Consider the following 25229-nt stretch of genomic DNA (forward strand, 5'->3'; position numbering starts at 1 on the left):
TGGCTGGCGGTCAGTTACTCAGGCGTATGTGGCTCTTGGTCGCAAAAGTTATAGACGATCCCCACCGATTATCTTCCGGGCGTTTACATGCAGTGGGTTCACTTTCAACCGAGGGTAAAAAAAACGTCTGCAGGCGACCGGATTGATCGCCTGCAGATGGAGCTGGTTTAGCTGAACAGCAGGTAGGAGAGGGTCATGCAGCAGATGATGCCCGAGATGATGGGTACCGAGGTGCGCTTGATGATCTCGATGGGGTTGCTGCCGGTGATCGAGGCGATGACGATGATCACCGCGGCGACCGGCGACATGGAGCGGATCAGGTTGGCGGTGAGCTGCATCGGCAGGGCCACCGCGACACTGTTGACCCCGACCTTCTCGGTGATCTCGGGAATGATGTTGATAAAGGAGTAGAAGACTGCCAGCCCGCTGCCGCTGATAAAGCCGATCAGCGCCGCCGTGCCGGAGAAGAAGAACATCAGGATCGAGCCGACCCCGTCGATGTGCTTCACGCTATCGACCAGGGTATCTATGATGCCGATGGCTTTCAGTCCCTCCACCAGCATGCTGGCCGCCACGATGAGCGAGACCACCTGAGCCAGACCCGTGCCCATGCCCGTAAAGAAGATGGCGAACTCCTTGCTGGTCTCCTTGATATTGCCCTTGCGCAGCAGCTCTACCCCTATGGTGAGCAGCAGGCAGACGAAGGTGATCTCCACCAGCCCGAGGGAGATATGGGTGAAGCAGATGCCGAACAGCAGTACCAGCACCAGTGGCAGCACCGGGAAGAGGCCGTAGTAGGCGGGCGGCAAGCCGGTGGGCACGGCGAGCGACTCCTCTTTTTCCTCCAGTCCGCCGCGCGCCTGCTGGCGCTTGTCCATCGCCTTTTGCCAGAAGTAGTGCACCACCGCCATCAACGCCAGCGTCGGCAGCGAGATGGGCGCGTGGTAGGAGACGATGTACTCCACCAGCGGGATGCCCAGCTTCTGGGCGGCCAGCACGTTATCGGCCCCCAGCGGGCTGGGCATGATGGTGGCAGTGGTGGCAATGACGGCCCCCGCGGTGAGGGAGGACATGTTCGACGCCTTGAGCACCGGATAGAGGGTCGCCATCAGCAACACCGCCAGACTGGCAGCGCTCGGCACCACCAGCGAGAGCAGGTTGCCCAAGAGGAAAATCACCGGCACCAGCAGATAGGGGGAGCGGATGCGGCTCAAGGGGCGGGTCAGCAGCATGACGGTGACATCGTTGGCGCCGATGTGGCTCATGTAGCTGGAGAAGCCGAACAGCACCATGATGGTGAGGCCGACATTGCCCATCTGGCTGATGAAGATCTGCTTGATCTGGACGAAGGGATCAAGCCAGCTGAGGCCGCTGCTCTGCGCCGCAGGCAGCAGGGGGTGGCCCAGTCCGACGGCGGCAAACATCAGCAGCAGCCCGGCGCCAAACAGCACTATCTTGGCATCGTAGTTTTTGGCGATGAGATAGCCGCAGATGACCAGGATCAGGGTGCTGACAATTATTTCCAGCATGTTTCCAACGCTCTCTTCTTGATGTGAATGGGCCAGCGAGCTGGCGGTTCGGGATCAGATGGCGCGGGCAAGGGTCTCCATGCACCAGGCCCTGAATCCGGGCACGTCGATATCGAGACACACCTCGGCGTTGGGCGGGCGTTTGAGCCGGTTGTTGATATCCACCGAGGTGGTGCCGAGGGTGTGCTCACCCCGGGTCTCGATAGCCACATGGCAGGCCCGGGTGATAAAGAGGTCGGGGCGCACCAGATAGGCGATGGCGCAGAGATCGTGCATCTTGAGCCCGGTCTGCATGCTGCCGCCGCGATAGTGGCCGAACAGGGCGTGGAGCATTGCGCCAGTGCGGTTGAGGGCGGGCAGCGTCGCAATCATCTCGCTGGTCAGGGTGGCCCGGCTGGTGACATCGAGTCCGCACATCACGATGGGCAGGCCGCTGCTGAAGACAATGTGGGCCGCCTCGGGATCCACGTAGATATTGAACTCGGCATTGGGGGTGTGGTTGCCCCGACCGGCCGAGCCGCCCATCAGCACGATCCGCGCGATCTTCTCCCGACACTCGGGGTGCAGGGTGAGCAGCAGGGCGATATTGGTCAGCGGCCCGATGGGCACCAGCGTAATGGGTTGTTCGCTGGCGAGCAGGGTGGCCTTCATGGCTTCGACGGCATGGATTGGCAGCGGCTGTTGCCCGGGCTCGGCAAACTCGTAACCATCGAGGCCGGAGTGGCCGTGGATATGGCTGGCATTGTCGAGGGGGCGCACGAGGGGCTGGCTGGCCCCCTGTGCCACCGGCACCTCTTGGCCGAAAAAGTGCAGCAGGCGCAGGGCGTTGCGGGTGGTCTTGCTGACATCGACGTTGCCGGCGACCGTGGTGATGAGCGCCAGCTCGATCCCGGGGTGAAACAGGGCGGCGGCGATGGCAACGGCATCGTCGATGCCGGGGTCGGTATCCAGAATAATGGCGACAGGGTTCACGCTGTTCTCCTCGGTGTTAATCGGCTTGGTGGGAATCGGCTTGGCTGGCATCGTGGGGCCAGCAGCAGATGAAGGGATCGACAATCTCGCGGGTCAGGCCATCGGTGAGGCCGAGATCGGTCAGATGTGGCCCCGCATTGCAGGCAAGACAGGTTCCCTCGATGGCCTTGAAGACCCGGTAGGGGGGCTCCCACTCCACCACCTTGCCGCTCACTTCGCGCAGGGCGTGGAAGCTGGTGGCCAGTTCGCTGGCTGGCAGGTCGGAGAGCATACCCGCGATGGGCATGGCAACGTGGGCCAGCACCTTACCCTGCTGGACGACCGCCATGCCGCCCCCGCTGGCGATCAGGGTATTGGCGGCCAGCATCATCTCTTGCGGGTCGCGCCCCAGCACCACCAGATTGTGGGAGTCGTGGGAGTAGCTGGTGGCGATGGCCCCTTGCAGCTCGCCCCACCCCTCCAGCAGTGCCAGCCGGGTTCCCCCCTGATGGCGACCATGGCGGTGTTGCACCGAGATGAGGATAAATCCCGCTGGCACGATGACCTGACCATCCCGAACCTCAACCTCGGTTTCACTCCACTGGGTGAAGCGAGCCCCCTTGATGGTCTTGAAGCGGGCACGCCCCGCAGTCAGCCCGGGCACCCGGATGATGAACTCCTCCAGCGTGCGCAGGGGGATCTGCATGGTATCGCGCGGCGCCTGACAACCAGCGACAGGCTCGGAGGGCTTGAGAATGGCGCCATGGCGGGCGACCCGCTGGCCACCGCTGTAGACGCAGATCGGGTTGAGATCGGTGAGGTTGTCGAACACCACCAGATCGGCGCAGCGGCCGGCAGCAACCAGCCCCAGATCGTTGCGCTGCAGCCGGATGGCGGCATTGAGGGTGGCCATTCGCAGCACGTCGGGCACCGCCAGCCCCAGCTCTGCCAGCAGCTTGACCAGCGCAATCATGCCCCCCTTCTCCAGCAGCATGTCGGGTGGCACATCGTCGGTACAGAGGGTGATTTGGGAGGAGAGGTGGGGCAGCTGTTTCAGCGCAGCGACGATCTCCGGCAGCAGATAGGGGTGGGAGCCGCGCAGCTGCAGGGTGAGCCCGGCCCGCAATTTTTCCAGCGCATCGGCAGCCGAAGTGAGTTCGTGATCCGAGCTGACTCCGGCGGCCAGATAGGCTTGCAGCCGGTTGCCGCTTAGGCCTCGGGCGTGCCCTTCAATCAGGGCATTGCGTTGCAAACCGGCGTGCAGGATGCCGGTCATTCGCTCGCTGCCGCTCAGTACCCCCTGCATGTCCATCACCTCGGCGATCCCCGCCACTTCCGGCCACTCCAGCATGGTGGCCATCTCGGGGCCGTGGAAGTCGGCACCCGACATCTCGAGGCCCGGCGTTGAGGGAACGCTGGAGGGGGCGGCGCAGATGACCCGCAGCGACAGATTGCGGCTGGCGTCGATGGCATAGCGCACCCCTGCCAGCCCGAGCACATTGGCCAGTTCGTGGGGATCCCAGAAGATGGTGGTGGTGCCCTGCGCGACCACCACATCGGCGTAGCGCTCCGGCGTCAGGTGGGAGCTCTCCACATGGACATGGCTGTCGATAAGACCGGGCGAGAGATAGGCGCCGGCCAGATCGTGGGTCTCGCGTGCCTGCTGGAAGGTGCCGACCGGATGGACGCTGGCGATCAGCGGGCCGACCAACCCCACGTCGACGGGGCGGATCTCGCCGGTCACCATGTCGATCAGGTTGGCGTTGGTCAGCAGCAGATCGAAGGGGGCTTCGCCGAGGGCTGCCTGCACGGCGCGGCGGCGCAAGTTGAGGGATGCATCTTGTTCACACATGAAGGAGATGGCCTGACAAGGGGAATAATGGGCCCACTTTAAGGAGGGGATTGGCCCGTGCATAGCGCAAAGAATTTATAACTGGATAAGAAAGGGTTATGCTGCTGCAAACGTTTTTCTCCGGTTGTCGATTTCATGTCCGAACCCTGGCGCCGTCTGCCTGCGCTCTCTCTCAAGCAGATCCAGTATTTTGTCACGCTGGCCCAGCTGCGCCACTTCACCGAAACGGCCAATCAGATGGCCATCAGCCAGCCCGCCCTGAGCAGTGCCCTGCGCCAGATTGAATCTGTGCTTGGCGGTAAACTGTTTCACCGTACCGCGCAGGCGGTTACCCTGACCGAACAGGGGGAGGCGATCCTGCCCCACGCCAAAGGGCTGCTCAATGTAGCCCACGCCGCTTTTTCCGATATGCAGCAGGTGATGGTCGAAGGGGGCGATGGCACCCTGCGCATCGGTCTGATCCCGTCGGCCTGCACCCTGATGTTTCCGCTGGCGGCCGCCCGTCTGCAGCAGCAATTTCCGGGCTTGCGGGTCGAGTTTCAGGATCACACCAACGACGGTCTGTTGCAGGCGCTGGCCGAGGGGGCTCTGGATGCGGGAATTGGCGTGCTGGATGGCGAGTTGCCCGACTCGCTGGAGGTGACGCCGCTGCTGGACGATGCGCTGGTGGCGGTGATCAACCGGCAGGATCCGCTGGCAGCGGAAGAGATCATCAGCTGGCAGGCGCTGACCCGCCGCGACATCGCCCTCTTTGCCAGAGGCAACGTCAGCCGGCAGGTCAACGGACTGGCCCAGAGCCAGTTGCCCGGGCTCAAGCCCAGATACACCACAGATTATGTCGAGACGCTTTACGGCTTGGTGCGCTCAGGGTTGGCAGTTGCTATCCTGCCCGGACTCTATGCCGCGAACCTGCGCGATCCCCAGCTGAAAGTCGTGGCGCTGCACGAGCCAGTGCTGAGTCGAACCCTGGCGCTGATGTGGGCGAAAGGACTCTCCCGATCAACTCGCATCGACGAAGGGCGAGCCCTGCTGCGCGCCACCATTATCGAACAGCTAAGTAGTCAGCACGGCTGAGGCTGGCACGAGGTGAAGGTGGAACCTAGAGAGACATCCCTGCTGGTGACGCTGCCCGCCTGAGCTGTGGTGCGAGTGCGTGACGACCGCAGATTGCGGTATGAACCATCGCTATCCGAACTCTTGATGTCGCAATAAAAACGCCCCCGAGATGCGGGGGCGTTTTGCTATCTGGCCGTTATTTGAAAACGCGGAAACGGGTGGCATCGTCGATGAAGGTCTTGTCGCCGGCCGGTTGCTGGATGCTGCCAAAGGGCATCTGGGCACGCAGCAGCCAGCTGGCTGGCAGGTTCCACTCCTTGCGTACCGCCTCGTCGATGAGGGGGTTGTAGTGTTGCAGGGAGGCGCCGATCTTCTCCTGGGCCAGGGTGGTCCAGACCGCAAACTGGGCGATGCCGGTGGCATGTTCCGACCAGATGGGGAAGTTGTCTGCATAGAGGGCAAACTTTTGCTGCAGATCCTTGATGACGTCGGTGTCTTCGAAGAACAGCACAGTGCCGAAACCTGCGCGGAAGCTGCCATCCACCTTGGCCTCACTCTGGGCGTAGGCCTCCGGCGGCACGATCTTTTTCAGCTCGGCTTTGACGATATCCCACAGCTTATGGTGCTGGGCGCCAAACAGGATGACGGCGCGGGAGCTCTGGGAATTGAAGGAGGAGGGGCTGTGCCTGATGGCATCCTGGATCAGGGCCGTCAGTTGTTCCGGTGTATGGGACACCTGGCTGCCCAGGGCATAGATGGTACGACGTGCTTTGATCTGTTCGATAAACGGACTGCTCATAACATCTCCTTGTTCTGCTTGGCGTTGCAGCCGGTGATGGACGGTGTGTCCAGCGCCGGCCGCGTCAGGTATAGACTATAACACCCGCAATGCAGAGCGGGGTTAACCCGGGGTAACTAGCGTTTTTCCTGTCAGTTGATATTCGTTTGCGAACCTTGATGTTTTGTTAGTATTGGAAATGTCATTAAAGGGGCGTTGAAGTGATATTAATCAATGATTCACTCTCCTTTCTCTCGCACAATCCCGCTATGTTTTCCCCTGTTCGGATGTCATGTGAGCCGCTCGTATCTCAACAAGCGTTACTATGTGCTGGCCCCCCTCTCCGCACTGCTTGGCTTGTTGATCCTGATCGTGACGATCATCATGGCCATTGCCAGCTATCTGCGGGATATCGACATGACGGTATCCGGCTTCGGTCACATGGCTTCCTCCGTTGAGGCGTCCTTGATCCACGAGATGGTGAAGGTCAATGAGCGGCAACTGGCAGTGCTGGAGGGCTCCCTAGACAAGGAGAAGATAGCCCGCGGCGAGCCGGCCGACTCTCCCATCTGGGCTATTGCCCATCAGATCAAGCCCGGCAACCACTATATCTACTTTTACAACCTGAAAGCGGATCGCATCGACAGTTACCCGGAGTGGCTCGCGCCCCCAGGTTATAAGGCAGCGCTGCGCCCCTGGTATCAGGTGACCGCCATGCCGGGCGACGAGCCCGTCTGGTTTGGCCCCTACCCTGAATACAATACTCAGGAGCTGATTCTCAGCCTGATCAAACGGGTGAGGGATGAGCAGGGGCAGTTGCTGGGTCTGCTGATGGTTGACATGTCATTCGACTCGCTGCAGCAGGCGCTGCAGCGCACGGTTGGTAGTAATCAGGCGGCACTCTATCTGACCTTGCGTGACACTGATCAGCTGGTAGTAGGCAGCAATATGGATCTGCTGGCGGCCAACACCATCAAGCAGCATCAGAATCAGCAGTGGCTCGGCCTGGATGTGCTGTGGCATGGGACGTATATCAAGCGCGAGCTGGCGGATATTGGTTGGGATCTCAACATCTATCTGCCGCCAGTACTGTTTCGTGACAGCCTCTACGATGCGTTGCAGATGGTGGTTTTTCCACTGCTCTCTCTGTTTGCCATCTGGTGTTGCAGCCTGAGTCTGCTGGTGCGGATCTTCCGCCAGGAGCAGGAGCTGGTGTCGGGCTCATTGACCGGCATCGTGCGCGATCTGGAGCGTTCAGCGCCTGTCAGTGAGCCCAAGACCTGGTTCGTGCGGCGTAGCCTGAACGAGATCGATCAGGTCAGGGCCAGTTTTCTCAAGGGGCAGGATGCGCTGTTGCGGGATCCCCTGACCGGTATCATGAACCGACGAGCCTTCGAGCAGCACAAGGCGGCACTGGAGCAGAGGGGGGCGTGCTTCTGGCTGCTGCTGTTTGATGTCGATCACTTCAAGGGGATCAACGACAGCCAGGGCCATGCCTTCGGCGATCAGGTGCTGTGTCGGGTGGCCAACTGTCTTGCTGATGTGCTGGGGGTGAGTACGGTTTACCGGATAGGTGGGGATGAATTTGCCGCTCTGCTGCAACAGCCACAGGATGAGTTGGCGGAGAAACTCGGTTGTCTGCTTGAACTGGTGCGTCAGCAACAGTGGCGTGAACACCATGGGCCGATCACCCTGAGTGCCGGCGGCGCCTGCCATTCTCCTGCCGCCGGCCCTATCTTCGAGCGGGCTGATGCTGCCCTCTACCGCAGCAAGGAGGCTGGCCGGAACTGCTGGCATCTGGCTGAAGGGGTGGCAGGGGCCCTTGACTGACAGCTTTTGTCCCAGCGCGCTGACTATTCGACAGGACGCGGCTGCCAGGTTATCGGTCACTTTGTCGTGACTGTCTGGTTCAATGTTAATTTTCACGTTTTAATTCAATAGGTTGATTCTACTCTTCCTGTGTTGGCTGTGACTGTACTGCCATTGACTGTCGCATCCCTGTTTTCTGCTGGCTGGCGAACCTGATAGCTCTTTGTATAGTGCTGCTGATTATTAATCAGGTTTGACAGGAGTATCCATGGATATGAGTACGCGTGGCATCGGTGCTCTGGCTCTGTTGGGGGCGTCATTGCTGGGCAGCACTGCGGCCCACGGTTCGGAAACTCTCAACACCATTCTCGGTGGTGGCGCAGGCGGGGTGGCGGGCACCATGATCGGCAAGGAGTTGGGGGGAGATACCGGTGCGCTGGTAGGTGCGGCCATTGGCGGCGCAGCCGGTGGTGCGGCGACGGCCAACAAGGGCAACAAGAATGAAGCGGCCCTTGGCGGCGCGGTGGGGGCGCTGGGCGGTGCCGCCATCGGAAAGAGTGTCGGTGGTGATACCGGCCAGCTGATCGGCGCCGGGGTTGGTGGGGCGAGTGGCTCGGCCATCGGTGCCAAGACTGGCGATGGCCACCAGAGTCAGGAGCGCTATTACGATGATGACGATGATCATCACCATCACAAGCACCACAAGAAGTACAAAAAGCATAAGAAGCACAGATGGCACGACGACAATTGATGCGTGTGCAGTGAGTGCGGAAGATGCAAAACGAGGCCTGTTGGTCCCGTTTTGCATGGTGTGGTCACTCGATTTTGCGGTTACTCGCTTGTGCGGTTACACCAGCCGGTGCTGACGGCGACCGGCGGCAAAGGCGTTGATGTTGTCGATCAGCTGATCGGCGAGACGCTGCATAGACTCCTCGCTGGCCCAGGCCACATGGGGGGTCAGAATGAAGTGAGGGTATTGCAGCGCCTTCATCAGGGGATGGTCGGGAGGCGGAGGTTCGACGCTCGCTACATCGAAACCGGCACCGCCGAGGCGGCCATTGGCCAGCGCTTGCAGCAGCGCCTCCTCATCCACCAGTCCGCCACGGCCGACGTTGATCAGCAGGGCTCCCGGTTTCATCAGATCCAGCTCCCGCTCGCCAATGAGGTTGCGGGTGTAGGGGGTGAGCGGGCAGTGCAGGCTGATGACGTCCGAGCTTTGCAGCAACTCGTCGAGGGGGAGGCGATCCTCGTCGTGGCTGGTGCCGACCTGGCTCTGGGCGTAACGCACTGTCATCCCCATCCCCTTGGCCCGCTCGCCGAGCGCCTGACCGAGCGTTCCTTTGCCGATGATGCCAAGCTGCTTGCCGTGCAGATCCATGATGTTGTGGTCGAAAAAGCAGAACTGGCCGCTCTGTTGCCAGCGCCCCTCCAGCAGCGACTGGCGCCAGCAGAAGAGGTTGCGCGACAGTGCCAGCATCAGCGCCATGGCGTGCTCCGGCACCGAGGGGCCCGAATAGTTGCGGATATTGCACACCCCGACGTTGGCGGCGTGGCACGCCTCCAGATCCACGTTGTCGCTGCCGGTGGCGGCGAGCGCGATGAGTTTGAGCTCCGGTAGCTGGGCCAGCTCGGCGGCGCCGATCCGTACTTTGTTGATGATGGCAATACTGGCATCTTTCAGCCGCTCGACTACCTGTTCCGGGGCCGTGCTGGGATAACTCTGCCAGTGGTGGGGGAAGTCGGGATGACGCAGGGTGATGCCCGCATCCAGGGTATCGCTGTCGAGAAATACGATTTGCTGCATGGTCCTTCCTGCCATTTTTCCGGTGTCGAGGGATCATGATGCCAAACAGGATACAGTCATTGCCAGCTCGCCGCTGTGTCATGGCTGGGCTTTATCCGGCAGATGTGAGCTTGCGCGCTTTATTGCGCCACGCTAGCGGCCGGTTTAGAGCCAGCCCAGATGGTTGAGCCAGCCCTGAATGCGGGTGGGGGTCTCCTCCAGCTCCATCAGGGCGTAGGGGCGATAGTTGAGCTTGTTGCTGCGCCGGCTCTCGCTTTTGCGGGCCTCGGCGGCCAGCAGTGGCCAGCGACCGCCATCCTCCTGATAGAGGTCCAGGGTGGGGATGGCCGCCTGAGCCACCTGTTTGGCCAGGGTCTGGTTGCTCTGCTGATTGGGGAAGAAGCCATCGAGCAGCACCAGCGCGTCGGGGGCGGGCAACTGTTCGCTGGCGATGAGATTGGCAGTCCAGGCGGCGCCGGTACCTTGCGCCAGGATCAGCTTGAAGCCCCCCTCCTGCAGCTTGGCATCGGCCAGCTTGCTGATCCGCTCGGCAAACTGCTTGCGAAACTCATCGCTGTTTTTCGCTTTTTTCTCGGCGGCTGGGTCCAGTTCGGTCTGCTGGGGGGAGGGCAGCAGCAGCAGGGTATCAAAGCCCAGCCGGCTGAGAGCGCGAGTCAGTTGCCAGAGTTGGCCGCTGCGCTGCCAGTCGGGCAGTAAAATGGCGAGCCCCAGATAGTTTTCACTGTCGTGTTTGGCGAACAGCACCGTCTGCTTGTCGATCTGGGTAGCATCGGGCAACCCTTTCCAGTCGCTGGCTTGCCAGTGGTCGAGGGGCATAGGTTCGGCAACGGGGGGGGCGACCTCGCTCGCCTCTGCCCCATGGCCAGCCAGCAAGGTCAATAACAGCAGTGATAAGGATAATCTGGCCATAGTGTGCTCCCCCGGTTATCTGGGTTAGCGGCGGCGGCGGGATTTTCTGAAGGCGGGCGGTGTGATGGCAACTCGGAGGCAATAAAAAAGCGAGCCGGTGGCTCGCTTTTTTGTAATCAATTCAAAGCGGTCAATTAGTTGACGCGACGCTTGAATTCGCCGGTGCGGGTATCGATTTCGATCTTGTCACCGATCTCTACGAAAGCGGCAACAGCCAGCTCGTAGGTAGTGCCTTTCAGACGGGCAGGCTTGGTCACTTTACCGGAGGTGTCGCCACGGGCAGCCGGCTCGGTGTACTCAACTTCACGCACGATGGTGGTCGGCAGTTCTACGGAGATGGCTTTCTCGTTGTAGAAAGTCACTTCGCAGATGTCTTCCATGCCGTCTACCAGGTAGTTCAGCACGTCACCCAGGTTGTCTTTCTCTACGTCGTACTGGTTGTACTCGGTGTCCATAAAGACATACAGGGGGTCGGAGAAGTAGGAGTAGGTGCACTCTTTACGTTCCAGCTGAACAACGTCCAGCTTGTCGTCGGCCTTGAAGACGGTCTCGGTAGCGCTGCCGTTCAGCAGGCCCTTCAGCTTCATTTTGACCACGGCGGAGTTACGGCCGGATTTGTTGAATTCAGCCTTCTGAACCACCATCGGCTCGGTGCCGATCATGACTACGTTACCAGCGCGGATTTCCTGTGCGGTTTTCATGTAAAAAATTCCTGTTCGTGAAACGGACGGATAAAAACTGCCAGATTATATACGGCTTTCTAAAAATTTCACCAACCGTGTGACGAGATCCCCATCCCGGAGCAACTTCTGTGACCAGCTTCGCCCATGTTGCTGCCAAATGGCGCTATATCGTGGCCATTGGGTCCAAAGTTCGCGGCAATCTTCACCACGGTTGAGAGCCAGATTAAAGCGGCGCAGCCATTGGCCGCACTCGGCGGGTAGATCGGATAAGTAGTGGTCAAGGAACTGCTCCAGCTTGACCAGATGGGCCTCCTCCTCCTGTTGGTAGATGTGCCAGAGGAAAGGACGAGCCGCCCACTGGGCCCGCACGAAGGAGTCCTCCCCGCGCACCAGATTGAGATCGCAGCTCCACAGCAGTCGATCGTAGCCAGCCTGATCGGTCATCGGCAGCAGCTTGATGGTGAGGTTGCCCGAGTGGAGTAGGTCCCCCGCGTTGGCTGCAGGGATGGCATCAGTCAGACCGGCACCGGTGAGCACATCGTTGAGAGAGCGCCCCAGCGGCAGCAGCAGGGTGACGGGCGTGGCGCTCTGGCACCAGCTCTCGACCAGACTCTTCAGCGCATCGCTCTCGTAGGTAAAGAGGCTGACCCGCAGCTCGTGCTCTTGTTTTGGCGGCAAACCGAGGCTGGCCCAGTAGGCGGTAAGTCCCGCCTCATCTTGCTGCCACTGTTCCCGTTCGGTGATGAGGTCGCGTTCGCACAAAAGGCCGCCGGTTTTAGCGGTAAAGCCCGGGAAGAAGAAGTATTTATTGAGGCTTTGATTGCCAACCCGCTGGGGCGAGGCGAGACCGTGGCAATCCTCGACCCAGCTCTCCGCCGAGAGGTACTCCAGATTAATCCAGCAGGGGGGCTTGGGTTGGCTCGCCATCAGTTCGGCCATTCGTTCAATGAAGGGGGCGGGCAGCTCGCAGGCAAAGGCCTCGATCACCACCTTGGCCGGGGTCATGTCGCTCGGCAGGGTCTCATGCCAGTGCTGGATATAGATGCCATCGACCCACTGGCCATCCTGCGCCGGGTCGAGACCTGGACAGATGCGGGCGAAACTTGCCAGGTCATCCACCCAGAGCCGCACCTGAACCTCATTGCCATGTGCCGCAATATTCCCCTCCCGTTTTAGCTGGCGGGCTAGTCGCCAGGTGACGCCGATGTCGCCGAAGTTGTCGACGACGCAGCAGAAGATGTCCCAGTCAAACGGGGGCAGGGGAGTTGTCATGGCTCGGGATCCCGGATGCAAAAAAACCGGTGCGCAGGATAGCACACCGGTTGACTGGCTTCTAACCGTCAGCGCGTGACGGCGGTCTGTGGCTGGTTACTCTTTGCCGTAGACGTTGTTCTCTTGCTCACGCACCCGGATAAAGGTAGTCCGTTTTGTCAGCTCTTTCAGCTGGCTGGCGCCCACGTAGGTACAGGTGGAGCGCACGCCGCCCAGAATGTCGCGCACGGCGTTCTCGACCGGGCCGCGGTAGGGCAGCAGCACGGTTTTACCCTCGGAGGCGCGGTACTCGGCGACGCCGCCGGCGTGCTTGTCCATGGCGCTGGAGGAGCTCATGCCGTAGAACTTCATGAAGGGTTCGCCGTCTACATCGACGATCTCGCCACCGCACTCCTCGTGGGCTGCCAGCATGCCGCCCAGCATGACGAAGTCGGCGCCGCCGCCGAACGCTTTGGCGACGTCGCCCGGGCAGGTACAGCCGCCGTCACCGACGATCTGGCCGCCGAGGCCGTGGGCCGCATCTGCACACTCGATGATGGCGGAGAGCTGCGGATAACCGACACCGGTCTTGACGCGAGTGGTGCAGACAGAGCCCGGGCCGATGCCAACCTTGACGATGTCGGCGCCGGAGAGGATCAGCTCTTCGACCATCTCGCCGGTCACCACGTTGCCCGCCAGAATGACGTGGTTGGGGCAGGCTTCACGAATTTTGCGTACGAACTCAACGAAGTGTTCGGAGTAGCCGTTGGCCACGTCGACACAGATGAAGCGCAGCGCTTCGGACATGGCGAGGATTTGGCGGGTCTTGGCGAAATCTTCAGCCGAGGTGCCGGTGGAGACCATCACATGGCCCAGCAGCGCCGGGTCGGTCTCGTTGACGAAAGCTTGCCACTGCTCAAGGCTGTAGTGCTTGTGTACCGCTGTCATCATCTCGAAACCGGCCAGCGTGCGCGCCATGGCGAAGCTGCCAACGGTATCCATGTTGGCGGCGATAACGGGTACGCCTTGCCATTGGGTCTGAGTGTGTTTGAAGGTGAACTGACGGGTCAGGCTTACTTGGGAACGGCTCTTGAGAGTAGAGCGCTTGGGGCGGAACAGGACATCCTTGAAACCGAGCTTCAAGTCTTCTTCGATACGCATTACAAATTCCTTATTGAGCCTTGTTGAAAGTCACTTTTGCAGTGGCAAATTTTCGGCAGGCGCAAAAAAACCGGTGGTTTTCAGGCCCTCCGGTTTACAACAGTGTAGGCAAAAATCCCTTCAGAACAAGACTGATAATTTGTAAATCCTTGTGGTAGCCTTTGGCGTCACAACCTGAGGTTAACCACCAGTTTCATCCAGCACCGTTCGGTGCCTTGCTCTCCTTCGATATTCCCGCCCGCTTGGGCCGCCGTTCGGCCACTCTTTGTCGTCTCTCTCCTGACCCGCCAGATATTATCCAAGTAGCTGAAATAAATCGGATTGACCCACAATGGGACTGTGGTAGATCTGGGCGCAGGGTTGACAAGGCAGGGCAGTAAAATGGGCAAGATGATGGTGGGGATCACCCTGATGCTGGCACTGTGTGGCAGTGCGCTGGCAGAGACCCCGACCAGCTATGGCTGGATCGAGAAGGGACTTATTTTGCCCACCGGCGTGGCGGTAAAGATGAAACTCGACACCGGGGCGCTCACCTCTTCCCTCGATGCACGCTCCATCACCAGATTCAAACGGGACGGCAAGCCCTGGGTGCGCTTTATGCTGGTGGTGACCGATGCCGACAGCGGCAAACTGGTCAAACAACAGTTCGAACGGAGGGTCGAGCGCAGCGTGACGGTGCGCGGGGCGGGCGGTATGGAGCAGCGGCCAACGGTGACCATGTCCATCTGTCTGGGGGACAAGGTGTATGAGGAGTGGTTTACCCTGCGGGATCGCAGCAAGATGATCTATCCGGTGCTGCTGGGCCGCCGCCTGCTGGCCGAGCTGGGCCCGGTGGATGCCAGTCGAACCTTTACCGTGCAGCCAGATTGTCATTGAAAGTAAAGAGCCCGCATCGCGGGCTCTTTACTTATCGCTTATCTTGCCGGCGGGAGCGGGAGTAACACGCTCACCTCCAGTCCCCCTTCCGGTCGGTTGTGGACATCGAGGTCGGCGCCGTGCAGCTGGGCGATGCGCGAAACGATGGCCATGCCGAGACCCACGCCATCCCCCTGCTGGGGATTGACCCGAAAGAAGCGTTCATACAGCCGGGGCAAGGCGCTGGCGGGAATGCCGGGGCCGTTGTCACTTACATCCACCCTCACCCGGTTGCCCTCTCGCTGAACCCGCACCCTGATCTCGCCCTCCGGCTGGGTGTAGCGCAGCGCATTGTCGATCAGGTTGCTGAACAGCAGTTCAAGCAGGGTGGCCTGCCCCATCACCAGCAGTGGCAATTCACACTCCAGCGACAGCTGCTGATCTTTTTTGAGGGCGATGGGAGCCAGCGTCGCCAGGGTGCCTTGCAGCAGGTGGCCCACCTCCAGTTCGGTTAATATCAGCCCCTGCTGGTTGTCGATACGGGCCTGGGTCAGCAGTTGGCGGATCAGCCGATCGCTGCGGTCGAGGGCCTGCAGCATCTTGTGCAGGGATTGCTGGCGGCCCACTTCATCTTCGGCAGCCAGGGCATTTTCACTGTGGATCCGCAGCACCGCCAGCGGGGTGCGCAGCTCGTGGGCCGCCTCGTTGGTGAACTGCTTCTCCCGCTCTATGGTCTCAGCCAGCGCCTGCATCAGCCGGTTGATCTCGTTGGTGAGGGGGGTCAGCTCCTGCGCGCTTATCTTGAGGCTGAGGGGGCTCAGGTTGGCGGGGTGACGTTCGCTGATGGCCTGGGCCAGCTGACGAAGGGGGGCTAGCCCGCGGGTGATGAGCCACCAGAGCAGGGCCAGCAGGAAGGGCAGGGTCAGCAGCAGCGGCAGCATGGTGAGGGTGGCCATCTTGCTGGCCAGTTCGCTGCGCTCGTCGTCCCGCTCGGCCACCACCAGCCAGGTCTGCTCCTGCTGGTTGTAGAGAGTGAAGGTGCGCCACTGGTGATTATCTTTTTCGACCGTGTCGAAGCCGATGGCCAGGGTGACCAGCGGCTGCTCCGGGGCGCTGGGGGCGCGCAGTAGCAGGCCGCCTTTTTCATCGAGCAGCTGGAAGTAGAGATTGCGTTCGAACTCGTGGCCGTAGGGGGTGATCTCCCGATCCTCGCCGGTCAGGTTGAGGCTGGGGTCTTTTTGCCACTCATCGGGGTTCTGTGCCTCCCACTCCTGATAGACGGTGCCGTTGGCGGGCAACTGCCCCTGCTGGGCCATATAGCGGGCCAGCAGCTGATTGGTGATGCGGGCCGACTGGGCGAGGCGGGCATCAAACAGCTCCTCCATCTCGTGGCTCGCCTCCATGTAACCGATAAAGGCACTGATGGTGAGACTCAGGCTCACCAGCGTCAGGATACCGGTGAGTAGAAAGCGGCGAATGGAGCGCGGACGTTTCATCGTGCGGGTGTCCGGCTTGGCTGTTCAAGCTGGGGAATGATGTAGCCGACCCCGCGAATATTGCGGATGAGGTCGCTGTAGAACTTCTTGCGCAGATGGTGGATATGCACCTCTACCGCGTTGCTCTCGGCGCCTTCATCCCAGCCGTATAGGCTCTGTTGCAGCTGATCCTTGCTCAGCACCCGGCCGCTCTGGCTGATCAGCTCCTGCAGCAACTTGTATTCGTGGGGGGTGAGTTTGACCACCTCCCCCTGATAGGTGACCTGCTGGGATTCGGGATAGATAAGGATATCGCCATACTCCAGCACTGCTTGAGCCTGCCCCTTGCTGCGGCGAACCAGGGCGCGCAGGCGGGCGTTGAGCTCCTGCAGGGCGAAGGGCTTGACCATGTAGTCGTCGGAGCCGGCATCGAGGCCGACCACCCGATCGTCCAGCGCATCGCGGGCGGTGAGGATCAGCACAGGCAGCTGGTGTCCTTCACGTCGCAACTTGCGCAGCAGGCTGAGGCCATCGATGTCGGGCAGATTGAGATCGAGGATCAGGGCGGCGAACTCGTCGCTCTTGAGGGCTGCCAGAGCGGGCAACCCCTGTTGCAGCCAGTCCACCGTGTAGCCGCTATGGCGCAGTGCATCCTGCATACCATCCCCCAGCATCACATCATCTTCCACCAGCAGGATCCGCATTCTTTTCTCCCTGTTTGTTGGGTGTGGCGATCTGGCTCAGCGCCAGGGCGTGCCGTGGCATAAACAACCCTGCCCACCAGTATGCAAGCTGGTGGGCAGAGTTTAAATAGTTCTTTGATCCATCAGGGTTTTATAGCTTGGCCAGCCGATCGCGGATCTCCATTCTGCGCCCTTCGTCGGCCACTTCGCGACCCGGGCGGGCTGGGGCGACCAGCGCCTTGTCGAGATAGGTTTTGGCCTCGGCTTTGCGACCCTGATCCAGCAGGAAGTCGCCATAGAAGAAGTTGGGGTCGATGCCATCCGGATTGATGGCCAGCGCCTGCTTGAGCAGCTGCTCTGCCTTTTCGTCATCGCCAAAACCGACCGGCCAGCCGGGCACCTGATAGTAGAGGGAGCCCAGGCTGGTATAGGCGGAGCCGTCCAGCGCCTTGGGATCCTGTTTGAGTGCCAGCTCCAGCTTGGCTTTGGCCTCTTTCACCAGACCCAGTGCCCCCAGCCCCCCTTTGGCCCCCGCCCAGGTGCTCTTGACGATGGCCGACCAGATCAGCAGATCGGCGCGAAAAGGCTCCTTGGCGCTGGCCGCTTCGGCCTGGGTGCTCAGGGTTTCGAGGCAGCTCTCTTTCGCCTTGCCGGTCTGTTGATACTGGCAGACGGCCCACTGTTGCTGGATGGGGACGAGGGCATCACCCGCGGCCATGACCGAGGAGGACCCCAGCAGGATGGCGATGGCACAAGAGGTCACTGATTGACGGAAAAAGTTCATATTAATGCTCCTTCTTGGTCGGGATCGGGCGGGACAAGTCTGGTTGTGGCGCACTGTTGGCGCCGGCATCAGTCGTCCCTGGCTGAAGATGACGGGCATAACGTTTGATGATCGGTAGCTGTCTGGCCAGCGCCTTGTCGACGATGCCGGGCAGCAGGGCATTGAGCCGCACGAACAGTTTTTCCGGCCAGCCGAGCCAGCTGCGGCGGGTTTCGTTGCACAGGGCGATGACCGCCTCTTCGGCCACCTCCTGCGGGCTGTCGGTCTGGGTGCCGAGCGCTGCATTCATCTCGTAAGCCGCTTCGGAATTGAGTTTGGTGCGGGTGGCACGGGGGGCAAAATGCAGCACCTTGATGCCACTCCCCTCCAGCTCTCGTCCCAGCGCTTCGCTAAAGCCGCGCAGGGCAAATTTGCTGGCGCAGTAGACGCTGTAACCGGGGTAGCCGATGCTGCCCAGGCTCGAGCCCATGTTCATGATGATCCCCGGCTTGCGCATGGTTGGCAGCAGGGCACGGGTGAGCTGGATGGGCGCCTCGATATTGAGCAGCAGTTGGCGCTCCACCTGCTCGAAGCTCTGATCTTCCAGCCAGGCAAACTGGTTGCAGCCAGCGTTGTTGATCAGGATGTCGATCCCGTCCTCCAGCGCCGGGTGTTGCAACAGCTTGGCCCGCTCCTGCGCAGAGCCGAGGTCGGCGAGCACCACCTGATGGCGCTCGGGATGGGGCAGTGACTTGCACAGCCGCTCCAGTGCCGGGCCGCGACGACCGTGCAGCAGCAGGTGTGCCCCCTGGGCCGCCAGCTCCTGCGCCAGCTCTTCACCTATGCCACCGCTGGCGCCGGTGAGCAGCACGAGTTTCCCTTCAAGGTTCATGGTATGGATTCCCTTTTTGCTGTCTGCTGCCGACTTACGGTGTGGCGGTGAGGTTGTAGAGCATCTCGCCATAGAGGCGGTAGACCACCTTGGCCCCGTGGATGATGGCGGCCTGATCCGCCGGACTCTCGACCCGATCCATCAAGGATTCAAAGAATTTGAGGTGCTCCTGATCCAGGGCGCCGTGGGAGCTCAGGTAACTCATCGCCTGGGGTGGCAGGCCGAGGCCCTTTTTCAGCTGGTCGGCGACGGTGAGGGCGATGGCGACGCTGGTGCCTTCCAGTACCTGCACCATGCCGAAGAAGCCCATGGGGTTGCCGCGCTGGATCTGGTCGTAGAGGAAGGCGACCATCAGCTCGATGGGCAGCCCGGGCTGGCCGTGGCGCACCGCCTCGGCATCACCGCCACAGGCGCGGATATCGTTGAGGATCCACTCCTGATGGCCATACTCCTCGTCGATGTACTCGGCAATGGCCCCGCGCACCCACTCGTACTCCTGACCCAGCTTGCCGCCGGTTGCCATCAGCAGCGGAACTGTGTGGCGCACGTGGTAGTAAGCCTGCGCCAGAAAGGCGAGATAGGTGTCACGGCTGATATCGCCACGGCGGCAGGCTTCGATGATGGGGGCGTTGAACAGATGTTCACGCTCACTGGCAGTGGCTTGTTGCAGAGTCTGATAGAAGCTCATGACGATTCTCCTGTAAGGCATTGGCTGATTTGCCGGAAAAAGTGTTGGTAAATCTCGTTGCGACGTGGGCGCCCGTTGGCGGTCAGCAGGCCGGGATGTTGATCCAGTGCCACCGGTAACCAGTGGTGCAGCCGGGCATAATCGGGCAGTCGCTGGTTCAGACCGGCGATCTGGCGGGGCAGATCCGCCTCTTTCCCCGGCAAGGGCTGGATCAGCGCCACGTTGGCAGGCTGACCGTCGCCAAAGACCACGATGCGGGCGATGGCGGGGCAGAGCTGGGCCTCGGCCTCCACCCACTCTGGTGAGAAGTTGCGGCCAAAGGCGGTGATCTGGACATTCTTCTTGCGCCCGGTGATATGGAGGTAGCCCTCATCATCCAGATGACCCAGATCGCCGGTGGCAATCTGTTCGGGAGTCGGTTCGTTGCTGCCGAGATAGCCCAGCATGGCGCTGCCGCTCACCATAATTTCGCCGTCGCTGGCGATAGTGACCTGACAGTGGGGCAGGGGGCAGCCGACGCTGCCGGGCTTGTCAGCATCCAGGCTGTTGAGCGCCACCACGGAGCCGCACTCCGAGAGGCCATATCCCTCATACACCGGCAGGCCGAGCTGGCGGGCATGTTTGATCAGGTCGGGAGCCACCTTGCCGCCACCGACGGCAATAAAGCGCAGGCTCTTGAGCTGCTGGGCCAGCGTCGGGGTGCTGGTGCAGAGCGCCAGCAGCAGGCGCAGCAGTTCGGGCACCAGCACCAGACTGTGGGTCGACCAGCGCAGCAGCGCCTCCCCCAGCATGGCTGGATTGAGCGAACTGGAGCCGGTGAAACCGAGCTCCCCGAGGGACGGTATGCGGCTGCAGGCGCCGGTCAGCAGCGGCACATAAAGGCCGGTGATGTTCTCAAGCAGGGTCGCCAGCGGCAGCAGGGTCAGGTGTTTTTCCACCTTGGCTGACGCGACTCGCTCGGCCAGCGCATGGCTCACCGCCATCATCTGGGTCAGTGACAGGCAGACACCCTTGGGCTGGCCCGTGGTGCCGGAGGTGTAGGTGATCTTGGCGGTGCCCTTGGGCAGCGCCGGTCGATTGGTCGGGGTATGGCGCCAGAGCGGCAGCTCGCCGGTGATCAGCGAGATCGGCTCGGCGGCATGCCACCCCTGATGATGTGGGCCCACCAGCGCATCGGCGCCGCTGCTCTCCAGCAACCAGGCCTGCTGGGCCTGACTGAAGAAGTGGGGCACCGGAATGACCACGATACCAGCGCGGGTGCAGGCGAGATCCAGCAGCGCCCAGGGCAGGCCGTTGTCCAGTTGCAGCGCCAGACGGCTGATGTCGAGCTGTTGCAGCTGGCTTGTAAGACGCTGGATCTGCTGCCACAGGGTCTGGTAGTCGAGCCGCTGCTGGCTGCTCAGCAGCGCTGGGGATTGCGGATCCTCGTGGGCATGTTTGGCGATGGCGTCGAACAGGCTCATTGGGCGCACCTTTTTTGATGGGTCTGGTTATCACTGCTCTTGCTGGTCTCGTCAAACAGGGTTGGCATGGGGGCCAGCAGATTGAGCAGCAGGCTGCTCTGGGCGAGCACTTCGCGCCCCTGATTGATGTCGCCCACCATCACCTTGGGTTGGCAACGGTAGTACTCACCCCAGGCGTCGGCGTCGGCCCCCACCTGATGGGCCTGTGCGGGGGCCAGCTCCACCGGATTGAGTTGCAGGCGGGCAAAGCTGTTGCGCAGCTTGGCAGTGCCGGTAAAGACCACGTAGTCGAGGGCGTTTTCACATAGCAGACGACACAGGGCCGCAAACATCAGGCGGGCATTGCCCGGTTCGCTGCAGGCCAGATTGCCCACTTCGATAATGCGGTTGCGTGCCGGATAGACCCCGAGGCGGGTATTGATGGCGGCCTCGATGGGTTGCTCCAGATACTGTTCCAGATAGAGAGGCCCCTCACTGGCATGATTGAGACCACAGGCGCCGACCAGCGTCCCATCCGCCCGATAGAGCCCCAGCAGGCAGGGGAGAAAATGGGGGATGCGGGCGTTGAACTCGAGGGTGTAGGCGGCCTGGATATAGGTTTGCAGCGCCATGACCTGCTGCGGGGACTTGGCTAGCAGCAATCGGTAGGGGGCCTGGATCTCGATGGTCATGGGTGACTCCTTCTCTTGCGATGGTTTGAGAGTAAAAGGGCAAACTTAAGAAACCCTTAAGGAGCAAAAAAAGTTGTCAGCGAGCCAGCGGGCAGGCAATCTGCGCCGCTGTTATCCAACAGGAAGCCCCCAAGAGGAACCGTCATGTCATCCACCGTCAGCTGCCCCCTGTGTGCCAGCCATCGCAGTTATCCCCTGCCGGTGGCTGGCAAGCGCTATCATCGCTGCCTCGCGTGCGAGCTGGTCTGGCTGGATGAGGCGGATCATCTGGATGAGGCGGCGGAGAAGGCGGTCTATGACGGTCACGACAATCGGGTAGATGATCCCCGTTATCGCACTTTTTTGATGCGGGCTTTTGGCGAAGTGCTGGCGCGGGTGCCGCTACCTGCCAGTGGTCTCGATTTTGGCTGCGGTCCCGGCCCTGCGCTGGTGGCGATGGGGCGTGAGGCGGGTTACCAGATGGCGGGGTATGACAAGTTCTATGCCGACTTTCCCGAGTTGCTGACGCGTCAGTATGACTTCATCACCAGTACCGAGGTAATCGAGCATATTGCCGAGCCGCGCACGGTGCTGGTGCAGTTGTGGGATTGCCTCAAGCCGGGCGGTGTGCTGGTGTTGCAGACTCAGCGGGTGCTCAGTGACGAGCGGTTTAAAAACTGGCGCTATCGCCACGACCCGACCCACATCGTCTTCTTTGCCGAGGCATCGTTTCAGGTGCTGGCCGCCAGCTGGCAGGCCGAACTCAGCTTCCCCCACGCCGATGTGGCGGTGTTGCAGAAAGGCACGCCCTGAGGCGTGCCTTCGTCTGTTACTCGTCGGGTTCGCCCGGCGCTACTCCTTGTAGCCCCTGTCCTGCCACTGGTAGTACATCAGGGCAGATTTGACGCCGATTGACTTGAACGGCTCTGGCGGTAGCCACATCGGCAGGGTCTGCTCGGCGTGGTTGAACCAGGGATGCTCCTTGCCCTGATAGAGGCTGGCCAGGATGTCGCCAAACAGGAAGGAGAGATTGATGCCGTGGCCGTTGTAGCCGAGGGCGTAGTAGATGTTGTTGTGATCCCCCATTACCCCCACCGCTTCGGTGTTGTCGCCGGTCATGCCGAGAACCCCGTCCCACACCTGTTCAAATTTGATCCCCTTGAGGGCCGGATAGAGGGTCACCAGCTCGGTCATCATCATTTCGCTGACCCGGTTAAGATCGCCCTTGTAGTTGAGGCCGTCGTTGAAGACGTACTCGGCATTGCCGCCACCGATGACGATGCGGTTATCCGGGGTCAACACCAGATGGAACAGGATGTTGCGGGTGTCGTAGTAGGGCACCCGACTCTGCCATTGGATGGCGGCCAGCTGTTTTTTGGTAAGCGGCTCGGTGACGGCGCTCTGGGCGTGCACCGGAAAGACCCGGCCGCTGAAGTAGCCAAGTTTTGAGGTATAGCCGTTGGTCGCCAGCACTATGCTGTCGGCGGTCACCTTGTACTTGTCGGCTACATTGAGCTCGATCTGCTTGCCCTCCTTGATCCCCATTACCGGGCTCTGCTCGTAGATGGTGACGCCCGCCTGCTCCACCGCCTTGCGCAGGGCATTGACCAGCTTCATGGCGTGTACCTGACCGCCATTGGGGTCGTAGACCGCCCCCGCGTAGCGGTCGGTGCCGAGCTTCTCTTCGGTGGTATCGGCGTTCCAGTACTGGAGCGGGATGCCGAGGCGATTGGCGGTTTTCACATAGTCGCGGTACTCGGCGATATCCTCCTCATCGAGGATTGCCTCCACATAGCCATCGAGCTTGAGGTCGGCCTCGACGCCGGTTGAGGCGACCAGCGCCTGCAGCTTGCGCATGCTGGCGACGGTGAGATCGTAGTGGCGCTTGCTCGCCTCCCCCTCCTCGTAGAGATCCATCACCTCGGAGCCCGGCAATACCATGCCGCCGTTGCGGCCCGAGGCACCACTGCCCACCTGCTTGGCCTCGAAGATGGCGATCTTGAGCGACGGGTTGGCCTTGGCCAGATGCCAGGCGCTGGAGAGGCCGCTGTAGCCGCCACCTATGATGGCGATATCGACCTTCAGGTCTTGCGCCAGCGGGGCACTCTCCTCTGCCGGTTTCTCCTTGAACCAGTAGCTGGTGTTGGGCTCAAAGTCGCTCATCTTGGGGCCGCAGGCGGCGAGGAAGAAACAGCTGATGCACATGGTCAACGCTCGTTGGCAAAGGGTGGTCGGATTCATCTTCTACTCCGGTTGCAGATACAAAATATCAAATCATTTCATCGGGTTGGGCGGTGTTGACCCGGCGACCTATGTCTCTCAGCCGGGCCAGCTGATCGGCAAGGCCGGGCCCCTCATCCAGGCTGGTGACAAAGTTCCAGAGGTAGGTCATCACAGCATAGACATGGCCTGCCGAGACCTGGGGCTGGGCCATCAGCATGGTGATGGCCAGCAGGAACAGCAGGGAGGCGCTGATGCCGACCGCCAGAAAGGCGAGTGCCTCCCGATCCGAAATCCGGATGCGGATCCAGGCCAGCGCGCGGTAGTGGCGGGCGAGGCTGGCTGATTGGGCATGGGTGACCAGTTTGACCTCGTGTTCCAGCCGATCGTTGAGCCGCTCGTGCAGCAGCTGGTTCTTGCGCGAAAAGCCGGGCAGCAGCAGGCCGAACAGCAGCAATACCCCCATGCAAGCGATGCCGACCCAGAACTCGATCACCATCAGCATCACGGCCGCCCCGACGATGGAGATCAGGCTGGTGGCCAGGATCGGGATATGTTTCTCGAAGAAGTCGACAAACTCCCGCGCCAGGGTGACCCGCGCCACTATGGTGGATTGCCCCTCCTGCTGCTGGCGCTGGGTCAGGATCACCGGCACCGCCAGTGCCGCATAGATATGGGTAAAGGTGCGGGTGTCGACCGCTCGGCGCAGGGCGCCGATGAGCCAGAACAGCAGCACGATCAGGGCGTAGCTTGAAGCCTGCCACCACTGGCCCTTGACGATGGCGTCGATGGCAAAGCCGGCGAACAGGGGATAGACCACCAGCAGGATGTTTTCGAGGGCCACCAGCGAGAAGGTGCCCGCCAGCTTGAGGGGATTGGCCCGTGCAATCGCCCCCAGCGAACGACCGGCCGAGTGTGGCAACGGCGTGGCCTGCTCGTCGCAACTGGCTGCCGAAGTGGTTGGTGTTGTCATGGGTTATCTCCTAAGATGTCGGAAACGCTAAGTTTGAGCGAGTGCTCAAAGTTTGTTTGAGCGAGTGCTCAAAGTCAAGCAGATCGATGGATATCGCAGGAGGTCAGATGGCACGCCCATCAGCAGAACAGCGCAAAGAGATGATCATCGAGGCCGTACTGGCCCTGTTTCGAGAGAAGGGGATGGCGGCATCGTCAACCCGTGATATTGCCGAGCGCACCGGTCTGGCGCGCAGTCACGTCTACCACTACTTCAAGGATTGGAAGGAGCTCTGCCTCTGCGCCGTGGAGCGTTTCACCAGTCAGGAGATCGCCGAGCAGCGGGAGTGGCTGTTGCCGCTGCCAGCCCGCGAAGCGTTGCCGCTCTTTGTGCGGGACAACCTGCCGACCAGTCAGGATGCCTCCTGGGCCATCTATCTGGATGCCTGGAACGAGTCACTGCGCGACCCTGTGTTTGCCGAGAGCTACCGCAAAATCATTCTGGCGTGGCGCGAGGTGCTGGAGCAGATCCTGCAAAAGGGGATCGACAGCGGCGAGTTTGTGGCGGGCGATGCCCGGCGACTGGCGCGCCAGATCACCTCGCTCATCAACGGCTATGCCGATGACCTCATTCTGGAGCCGACCCCCGAGACGGTCGAGGCCACTTATCAAGAGATCATGCTGGTGGTGAATCAGCTGGTCTTGCCCCCGGCCCACTCATAGCGGCGCATATCTAGTCCTGAAATAGGTTTACACATTTTCAACTAGCATTTCTCTACTCAGAACCCCCTATGTACCGCATCGGG

The 25229-nt window shown here is 61.1% G+C and carries 24 protein-coding genes; 6 read left to right on the plus strand and 18 right to left on the minus strand.

What is annotated here, in order from left to right; translation table 11 throughout:
- Positions 1 to 167 precede the first annotated feature (167 nt).
- The 3 genes from dcuC to G5137_RS11550 are packed head-to-tail and all read right to left on the minus strand — an operon-like array spanning position 168 to position 4332.
- Entirely contained in the window at positions 168 to 1529 is a 1362-nt protein-coding gene (gene dcuC, locus G5137_RS11540) for a C4-dicarboxylate transporter DcuC (protein WP_042029811.1), read from the minus strand.
- 54 nt (positions 1530 to 1583) lie between these two features.
- Positions 1584 to 2501: a ribonucleoside hydrolase RihC gene (gene rihC, locus G5137_RS11545; protein WP_421255401.1), complete on the minus strand. Its 918-nt coding sequence runs from the start codon at positions 2499 to 2501 to the stop codon at positions 1584 to 1586.
- 16 nt (positions 2502 to 2517) lie between these two features.
- A complete protein-coding gene (locus G5137_RS11550; RefSeq protein ID WP_421255402.1) occupies positions 2518 to 4332 on the minus strand; it encodes an adenine deaminase in 1815 nt (604 codons plus the stop codon).
- Between the two features lie 135 nt (positions 4333 to 4467).
- On the opposite strand from G5137_RS11550, the gene G5137_RS11555 reads away from it, so the two are divergent.
- Complete coding sequence (locus G5137_RS11555) at positions 4468 to 5406, plus strand: LysR family transcriptional regulator (protein WP_421255403.1); 939 nt, start codon at positions 4468 to 4470, stop codon at positions 5404 to 5406.
- 178 nt (positions 5407 to 5584) lie between these two features.
- On the opposite strand, the gene G5137_RS11560 is transcribed toward G5137_RS11555, so the two are convergent.
- Positions 5585 to 6187 (minus strand): nitroreductase family protein, encoded by a 603-nt coding sequence (locus G5137_RS11560; protein ID WP_216953036.1) that lies wholly within the window; start codon positions 6185 to 6187, stop codon positions 5585 to 5587.
- Between the two features lie 273 nt (positions 6188 to 6460).
- Between G5137_RS11560 and G5137_RS11565 the strand changes: the two genes are divergently transcribed.
- Positions 6461 to 7996 (plus strand): sensor domain-containing diguanylate cyclase, encoded by a 1536-nt coding sequence (locus G5137_RS11565; RefSeq protein WP_216978190.1) that lies wholly within the window; start codon positions 6461 to 6463, stop codon positions 7994 to 7996.
- Between the two features lie 247 nt (positions 7997 to 8243).
- Complete coding sequence (locus tag G5137_RS11570; RefSeq protein WP_164536239.1) at positions 8244 to 8726, plus strand: YMGG-like glycine zipper-containing protein; 483 nt, start codon at positions 8244 to 8246, stop codon at positions 8724 to 8726.
- A 96-nt stretch (positions 8727 to 8822) separates the two neighbouring features.
- On the opposite strand, the gene G5137_RS11575 is transcribed toward G5137_RS11570, so the two are convergent.
- The 5 genes from G5137_RS11575 to G5137_RS11595 form a co-directional block, all read right to left on the minus strand.
- Positions 8823 to 9779 carry a D-2-hydroxyacid dehydrogenase gene (locus G5137_RS11575; RefSeq protein ID WP_164536240.1) on the minus strand — a complete coding sequence of 319 codons (957 nt, stop codon included), beginning with the start codon at positions 9777 to 9779 and terminating at the stop codon, positions 8823 to 8825.
- A 144-nt stretch (positions 9780 to 9923) separates the two neighbouring features.
- Positions 9924 to 10688, minus strand: a complete 765-nt coding sequence (locus G5137_RS11580; RefSeq protein WP_164536241.1) for a DUF3530 family protein — start codon at positions 10686 to 10688, stop codon at positions 9924 to 9926.
- Between the two features lie 134 nt (positions 10689 to 10822).
- The gene (efp, locus tag G5137_RS11585; protein ID WP_005362323.1) at positions 10823 to 11389 is read right to left on the minus strand and encodes an elongation factor P; all 567 of its coding nucleotides are present in this window, start codon (positions 11387 to 11389) and stop codon (positions 10823 to 10825) included.
- A 45-nt stretch (positions 11390 to 11434) separates the two neighbouring features.
- On the minus strand, positions 11435 to 12643 hold the full coding sequence (earP, locus tag G5137_RS11590; protein WP_421202797.1) for an elongation factor P maturation arginine rhamnosyltransferase EarP: 1209 nt from the start codon (positions 12641 to 12643) through the stop codon (positions 11435 to 11437).
- Between the two features lie 96 nt (positions 12644 to 12739).
- Positions 12740 to 13783 (minus strand): GMP reductase, encoded by a 1044-nt coding sequence (locus G5137_RS11595; protein WP_005348017.1) that lies wholly within the window; start codon positions 13781 to 13783, stop codon positions 12740 to 12742.
- A 381-nt stretch (positions 13784 to 14164) separates the two neighbouring features.
- On the opposite strand from G5137_RS11595, the gene G5137_RS11600 reads away from it, so the two are divergent.
- Entirely contained in the window at positions 14165 to 14659 is a 495-nt protein-coding gene (locus tag G5137_RS11600) for an ATP-dependent zinc protease (protein WP_021229763.1), read from the plus strand.
- Positions 14660 to 14697: 38 nt separating this feature from the next.
- On the opposite strand, the gene G5137_RS11605 is transcribed toward G5137_RS11600, so the two are convergent.
- From G5137_RS11605 to G5137_RS11635, 7 genes are all read right to left on the minus strand, one after another.
- Positions 14698 to 16134, minus strand: coding sequence for an ATP-binding protein (locus tag G5137_RS11605; RefSeq protein WP_421205154.1), 1437 nt, complete (start codon positions 16132 to 16134; stop codon positions 14698 to 14700).
- Positions 16131 to 16817, minus strand: a complete 687-nt coding sequence (locus G5137_RS11610; RefSeq protein WP_236325156.1) for a response regulator — start codon at positions 16815 to 16817, stop codon at positions 16131 to 16133. The genes G5137_RS11605 and G5137_RS11610 overlap by 4 nt, the downstream gene beginning before the upstream one ends.
- A gap of 130 nt (positions 16818 to 16947) precedes the next feature.
- Positions 16948 to 17580 (minus strand): tetratricopeptide repeat protein, encoded by a 633-nt coding sequence (locus G5137_RS11615; RefSeq protein ID WP_421202795.1) that lies wholly within the window; start codon positions 17578 to 17580, stop codon positions 16948 to 16950.
- 1 nt (position 17581) lies between these two features.
- Complete coding sequence (locus tag G5137_RS11620; protein ID WP_270817691.1) at positions 17582 to 18451, minus strand: SDR family oxidoreductase; 870 nt, start codon at positions 18449 to 18451, stop codon at positions 17582 to 17584.
- Positions 18452 to 18485: 34 nt separating this feature from the next.
- On the minus strand, positions 18486 to 19139 hold the full coding sequence (locus G5137_RS11625; RefSeq protein WP_005362310.1) for a TenA family transcriptional regulator: 654 nt from the start codon (positions 19137 to 19139) through the stop codon (positions 18486 to 18488).
- Complete coding sequence (locus tag G5137_RS11630; RefSeq protein WP_421205157.1) at positions 19136 to 20602, minus strand: AMP-dependent synthetase/ligase; 1467 nt, start codon at positions 20600 to 20602, stop codon at positions 19136 to 19138. Before G5137_RS11630 ends, G5137_RS11625 begins: the two co-directional genes overlap by 4 nt.
- Positions 20599 to 21273, minus strand: a complete 675-nt coding sequence (locus G5137_RS11635) for a thermostable hemolysin (protein WP_421255404.1) — start codon at positions 21271 to 21273, stop codon at positions 20599 to 20601. Before G5137_RS11635 ends, G5137_RS11630 begins: the two co-directional genes overlap by 4 nt.
- A 144-nt stretch (positions 21274 to 21417) precedes the next feature.
- Here G5137_RS11635 and G5137_RS11640 point away from each other — a divergent pair, with 144 nt between their 5' ends.
- Positions 21418 to 22065, plus strand: a complete 648-nt coding sequence (locus tag G5137_RS11640; protein WP_421255405.1) for a class I SAM-dependent methyltransferase — start codon at positions 21418 to 21420, stop codon at positions 22063 to 22065.
- Between the two features lie 39 nt (positions 22066 to 22104).
- Here G5137_RS11640 and G5137_RS11645 read toward each other — a convergent pair whose 3' ends face one another.
- Together G5137_RS11645 and G5137_RS11650 are read right to left on the minus strand one after the other, a co-directional pair.
- Positions 22105 to 23493, minus strand: a complete 1389-nt coding sequence (locus tag G5137_RS11645) for an NAD(P)/FAD-dependent oxidoreductase (protein WP_421255406.1) — start codon at positions 23491 to 23493, stop codon at positions 22105 to 22107.
- 28 nt (positions 23494 to 23521) lie between these two features.
- Complete coding sequence (locus tag G5137_RS11650) at positions 23522 to 24445, minus strand: ABC transporter six-transmembrane domain-containing protein (protein WP_266134322.1); 924 nt, start codon at positions 24443 to 24445, stop codon at positions 23522 to 23524.
- A 107-nt stretch (positions 24446 to 24552) separates the two neighbouring features.
- Here G5137_RS11650 and G5137_RS11655 point away from each other — a divergent pair, with 107 nt between their 5' ends.
- The gene (locus tag G5137_RS11655; RefSeq protein ID WP_151286109.1) at positions 24553 to 25146 is read left to right on the plus strand and encodes a TetR/AcrR family transcriptional regulator; all 594 of its coding nucleotides are present in this window, start codon (positions 24553 to 24555) and stop codon (positions 25144 to 25146) included.
- Positions 25147 to 25229: the final 83 nt, after the last annotated feature.

It is taken from the genome of Aeromonas sp. 600282 (assembly GCF_049175755.1).
GTDB classification, from domain to species: Bacteria; Pseudomonadota; Gammaproteobacteria; order Enterobacterales; family Aeromonadaceae; genus Aeromonas; species Aeromonas veronii_A.